The sequence below is a fragment of the Liquorilactobacillus sicerae genome (assembly GCF_029916425.1).
Lineage (GTDB): Bacteria > Bacillota > Bacilli > Lactobacillales > Lactobacillaceae > Liquorilactobacillus > Liquorilactobacillus sicerae.
In genome coordinates this window covers 1-451 of record NZ_JAHAVQ010000233.1, presented here as the reverse complement: position 1 = coordinate 451, position 451 = coordinate 1, and the positions used below count along the sequence as shown (strand labels likewise).

Below are 451 nucleotides of genomic sequence, written 5' to 3'. Positions count from 1 at the left end.
AAAGATGCCGACCAGCTTCAACGAAAACTTAATAGGAGTTCGAAGATGATCGATAAGCAAAACAGCAAAGCTGTTCAAGAAAGAAAAAGTTCGTCTTCCTCTTCAACTGCTTCCGCTTCCAGCAGTGCTGATTCACATGAGCAACAATTGGCTTCTATTTTTGGTACAAGTAGCAAAAATATTCATAAGGTTGAAGCTTTGAATATTACCGCAATTGGCGATTCGGTTTTATTGGATGTCGGCCCGGATATTCAATGGGTGATGCCTAAGACGATTGTTAATGCAAAGGTTGGCCGGCATACACTTGATGCGATCAATATTTTGCGGCACTTAAAAAAAGAAGGCAAGCTCGATCCGATTATTTTGATGATTATTGGAACAAATGGGGAGATTTCTGCACAAAATATTCAAGAAGTACGTTCAATTGCGGGTTCTCGACAAGTATATTGGG

1 protein-coding gene is annotated in these 451 nt (G+C 40.1%); it reads left to right on the top strand.

What is annotated here, in order from left to right; genetic code table 11:
- Positions 1-45 precede the first annotated feature (45 nt).
- Positions 46-451: SGNH/GDSL hydrolase family protein (locus KH893_RS12180; protein ID WP_486606304.1), on the top strand; the 406-nt coding region annotated here is incomplete at its 3' end.